This is a genomic window from Oleiphilus sp. HI0080 (assembly GCF_001635135.1).
In genome coordinates this window covers 1-4,587 of sequence record NZ_LWFU01000340.1, presented here as the reverse complement: position 1 = coordinate 4,587, position 4,587 = coordinate 1, and the positions used below count along the sequence as shown (strand labels likewise).

General features: G+C 48.3%; 3 protein-coding genes. All 3 read left to right on the top strand.

The features are described from left to right. The first annotated feature begins 256 nt into the window (after positions 1-256). Complete coding sequence (locus A3751_RS04675) at positions 257-1,552, top strand: NCS2 family permease (RefSeq protein WP_068452770.1); 1,296 nt, start codon at positions 257-259, stop codon at positions 1,550-1,552. A 163-nt stretch (positions 1,553-1,715) separates the two neighbouring features. Beyond that, positions 1,716-2,570: an ethylbenzene dehydrogenase-related protein gene (locus tag A3751_RS04670; RefSeq protein WP_197466177.1), complete on the top strand. Its 855-nt coding sequence runs from the start codon at positions 1,716-1,718 to the stop codon at positions 2,568-2,570. Positions 2,571-2,579: 9 nt separating this feature from the next. Further along, positions 2,580-4,587, top strand: a 2,008-nt coding sequence (locus tag A3751_RS04665) for an ATP-binding protein (RefSeq protein ID WP_068452766.1), incomplete at its 3' end; no start/stop codon positions are given.

Sequence of the window (4,587 nt, the reverse complement as noted above, 5' to 3'; positions counted from 1 at the left end):
GTTTTGTCAGTAAATAGCTGTCCATCCGGTCAGCTTTGATTGTATGGCTTCTTCATTATTATATTTGACGTATCAAAGTAAGCTTGTTACAAAATGTATCAAAAATGACTAATCGGTCAAGTTATTGGTTTTTTAATATGGAAGTCGAGACTAAATATCTGTAGCTTTCAGCCTCGTTTTATTAAGAGCTCGCCCGTTTTAGTTCTTTGGACTATTTTTGAGGGGCGATTTTATACCGCCGAACGAGGATCCCATCATGCTAGAAAAGCTGTTTAAGCTTAAAGAGCACCAAACGACCGTCAAGGTTGAGTTAGTAGCTGGTCTGACTACTTTCTTGACGATGGCGTACATCTTATTTGCAAACCCCGACATCATGTCGGCAGCCGGCATGCCTAAAGAGGCAGTATTTACCGCGACTGCGGTTGCGGCCGCCCTTGGTTGTATCTTGATGGGCTTATGGGCTAATTTTCCGGCAGGTCTCGCGCCGGGAATGGGCTTGAATGCCTTTTTCGCTTTCGCTGTGGTTGGCGGAATGGGCTATACGTGGGGGCAGGCGCTCGCCGCGGTCTTTGTTTCAGGTATTATTTTCTTTCTTCTTTCCGCGTTCAAAATTCGAGAGTGGATTTTACACTCAATCCCGGGATGTCTTCGCCATGGTATTACCGTTGGTATTGGTCTGTTCCTGACGATTATCGGATTGAAGAATGCCGGAATTATTGCGGATCATCCTGCTACATTACTCACCCTCGGTGACCTCGCTTCTCCGGGCCCAATGCTTGCCGGTTTGGGATTGTTGCTTATTATCGCGTTTGATTACCGAAAGGTGCCAGGTTCCATAGTTATCGGGATGATTGCTATTTCAGTGATCGCCGCGATTCTTGGCATTACACAGTTCCATGGTTTGGTGGGGGAGCCTCACTCAATGAGCGAGCTGTTCTTGGCGATGGATTTCAGTCGTATTCTTGAGGCAACGATGATCTCCGTCGTTCTGGCGTTTGTGTTTGTCGACTTGTTCGACACCTCTGGCACGTTGATGGCGACGGCGTCTAAAGCAGGTTTGACCGACAAAGACGGGAAGTTTGACGCCATGGGCAAAGCGATGCTCGCAGACTCAACAGCAACGACGGCGGGTGCAGCTTTAGGTGTGTCGTCTGTGACAACGTACGTAGAATCTGGTGCGGGTATTGCCGCAGGCGGAAAAACCGGTTTAACCGCGGTGACGGTTGGCGCTTTGTTTCTTGTGGCGTTGTTCTTTACGCCGTTGTTGGACTTTGTTCCAGCGTTCGCGACCGCACCGGCATTGATCTATGTCGGCTTGATGATGACTGCAGACATGCGCAACATCAACTGGGATGATATGACCAGTGCTGCGCCGGCTTGGATTTGTGCAATCATGATGCCTTTTGGTTTTTCGATTTCGCACGGTATCGGCCTTGGCTTTTTAGCGCATACGGTCTTGCAGTTACTTACTGGAAAAACAGCTGAGATTCGTCCGGCTGTTGCGCTTGTTTCTGTGCTTTATGTGGCGGGAATCGTATTCGGCGTTCTCTGAGGCGCAGCGGGCGTGCCATGGCGCCCTTCAATATATTTCGTTAACTCCTTGAGTGTTTGGCCGCAGCATGTGTACGCATGACTGCGGTTTTTTTATGTCCGATATTTCGTTTCTTGGCTACACTTCAATCATACGTTGATTGGGAGTGTTCATGAGTTTGTGTGTGTCACATTTGGTTAAGGGCGTTGCACTATGCAGCATGTTGATTTGGACGCTGAGTGTGCACGCCGAATCTGTTGTCGTCACGGTGTCGTCACTCGACCAGCCTCCCAAACTTGATGGCCAGCTCGGCGACTGGCTGATCGAGCCACAAATCATACGTCTGCACAAGGCGCACCCAGGGGTCTCCGTCGCGCTGTCGGAGCTCACTATGTGGGCTGGACATTTTGATGACTCTATCTACTTTGCATTTCGTTGGGCCGACGCACACCCGGACCGCCAACACAAACCCTATATCTGGAGTGACGAAAAAGAACGTTACACAGTTGGTCCGCAGAGAGAAGATCGCTTAGCCATTCAATTTCAAATAGAGGGTGAATACGATGTGAATTGGCTTTCCGGAAACTCATTCAAGGCTGACATGTGGCATTGGAAATCCTCACGTTCTGCGCCTATCGGTTTGGCCCATGACAAAATGACGATCGTAGGCCGAGAAAAAGTAATCCGTTCATTTAAGGCGGAGGGCGTAGATGGAGAGCCAGTTTATATTCGCCGGATTAGTGATTCCGGCGACAAATTATATTCACATAAGCGATATGTTCTTAAGGAAAGCAAGCAAATGCCAAAGTATCTGCTGAACGCGAATGCGTCTGGCAGCATCGCTGATGTAAAGGCCGCGCAGCGATGGCGTGACGGTGCTTGGACCGTGGAGCTGACTCGCAAGCTTAATACGCATCACGATGACGATGTTCTGTTTCAGTTTGCTGATGATATACCTGGTGGTATTGCTGTTTTTAATCGTAGCGGAGATTCGAACCACGTGATTAGCAATAATCTTTTGTTTCGGCTTGAGAGGTAGTTTGAGCGCATGAAACTAGACAGGATTTCCTTATCTAGGCTTTCGTTATTTTTGCTCTCCGGCTGTTTTGTTGTGCTTGCCGTGATTATGTTGGCTGCGCTCCAGTTCAATATGTTTTTTGAGGGGTACAGTGAAAAGACGATCTCTCAGACGGAGGCTGCGCTAGATATATCCCGAGAGATTGATCAGTCGCTTATCCCAATCAACAAAGAGTTGGTTGAGATTCAAAGTGTCTTGAGTTCGTTTTCATCAGAGCTGGCGTTATTGGCGCTAGATCCCGAGCGGCCGTTTGATGATCTTGATATTTTGGCGCAGCGTTTAGGATTGCTAAGAACCGTGCTAAGCGAAAATTGGCCTGAAGGTCTTTTAGATACAAATCTGCAAGAAAGAATTATTTCTAACTTGATTGTTTCCGAGGCGATCTCTTTTGAGGTGTTGGAGCTTCGTAACCCCAACTATACCTATCAACTTTACGAAGAAAGTGTAGGTATCATCGAGCAGGTATTGACCGATACTGAGGTCGTCTTAGCTGCGGTAACAGGCCATTTGGAAAAGCTTGCTGCGCAAGGTTACTTGGTGGTTGAGCAAAGTAAACGGGAGGGGGAGGAACAGCAGCAGAATATACAAAAAGGACTGACTTTGTTCGTACTCTTATGCATTTTGCTTTTCGGATTTATTATCGCGCTGTTTTTAGTCTTCTCGAGAGAGACGCATCGGCGGCTAGCAGTTCTCAAGGCATTTGCCCAGCAGGTAGAGGCCGGTAATTATCAGGAAACGATAGAGCTGGTCTCAAATGATGCTACCGGTGAGTTGGCTCGTTCTTTAGAGTCGATGTCATGGCGCTTAGTGGATTTAATTCAAGAAAGTGAGCATTTGGCGGATCGTGCACAAGAATCTTCAAAAGCGAAGTCTGAGTTTCTGGCGAGCATGAGCCACGAGATTCGAACGCCTATGAATGGTGTGATTGGTCTACTTGATATTTTGAGTACCAGTAAGTTGGAGGGCCAGCAAAAACATTATCTAAAGCTTGCCCAATCTTCTGCTAAATCACTTTTGAGCCTCATCAATGATATTCTGGATTTCTCTAAGATCGAGTCTGGGAAACTCGCGCTAGAAAAGGTCGATTTCGACATCGTTGAGCTTGTCACTGAGTTTGTAGACGTAATGTCCCACACCGCGAAAGAAAGCGGTTTGTCGATGCATTTCGAGGCCAGAGGCATGGATAGGCATGGCTGGGTGAATGGCGACCCTGCTCGCTTAAGGCAGATATTTACCAACCTGGTTGGCAATGCATTAAAGTTCACCCACGAAGGGCGAGTCGATTTATTGGTGGTTTTGTCTGAGCACGACCAACAAAGTTGGGTGCGTGTTGAGGTGAGAGACACGGGCATCGGCATTCCTCAAGATAAGCTTGCCAGCTTGTTTGATTCGTTCACGCAAGTAGATGCTTCCACAACGCGCAAGTACGGTGGAACGGGTTTGGGCTTAACCATTAGCAATCAGTTGGCCGTGTTGATGGGCGCTGATGGATTACATGTTGAGAGCGAGCAGGGCAAGGGAAGCTGCTTTTGGTTTGAGTTTCCGACCACCGTTCCTGAGCATCCTCCTGAAATGTGGTTGGAGGAAAACCCTGTTGAGCCGTATGTAAAACCAGAGATCTCCTCTTCAGAGAGCACCAAACGCCGAGTGCTTCTGGTCGAGGATAATGCGGTTAATCAGGTGGTCGCGCAAGCGCTCATTGAGGCCGAAGGGTTTGATGTTGAGATAGCAAATGATGGGCAAGAGGCGCTGGATCTTCTTAACGCCAACCCAGAAGAGTTTGTTGTGGTCTTTATGGATTGTCAGATGCCGGTCATGGATGGGTATACTGCGGCGGGCGCGATTCGTCGCGGAGAGGGCGGTGAGAGTTATAAGGCGGTCCCGGTGATCGCTATGACCGCAAACGCCATGCAAGGTGATCGTGAAAAATGCCTTGATGCGGGTATGGATGACTATATCAGTAAGCCAATAGACGTAG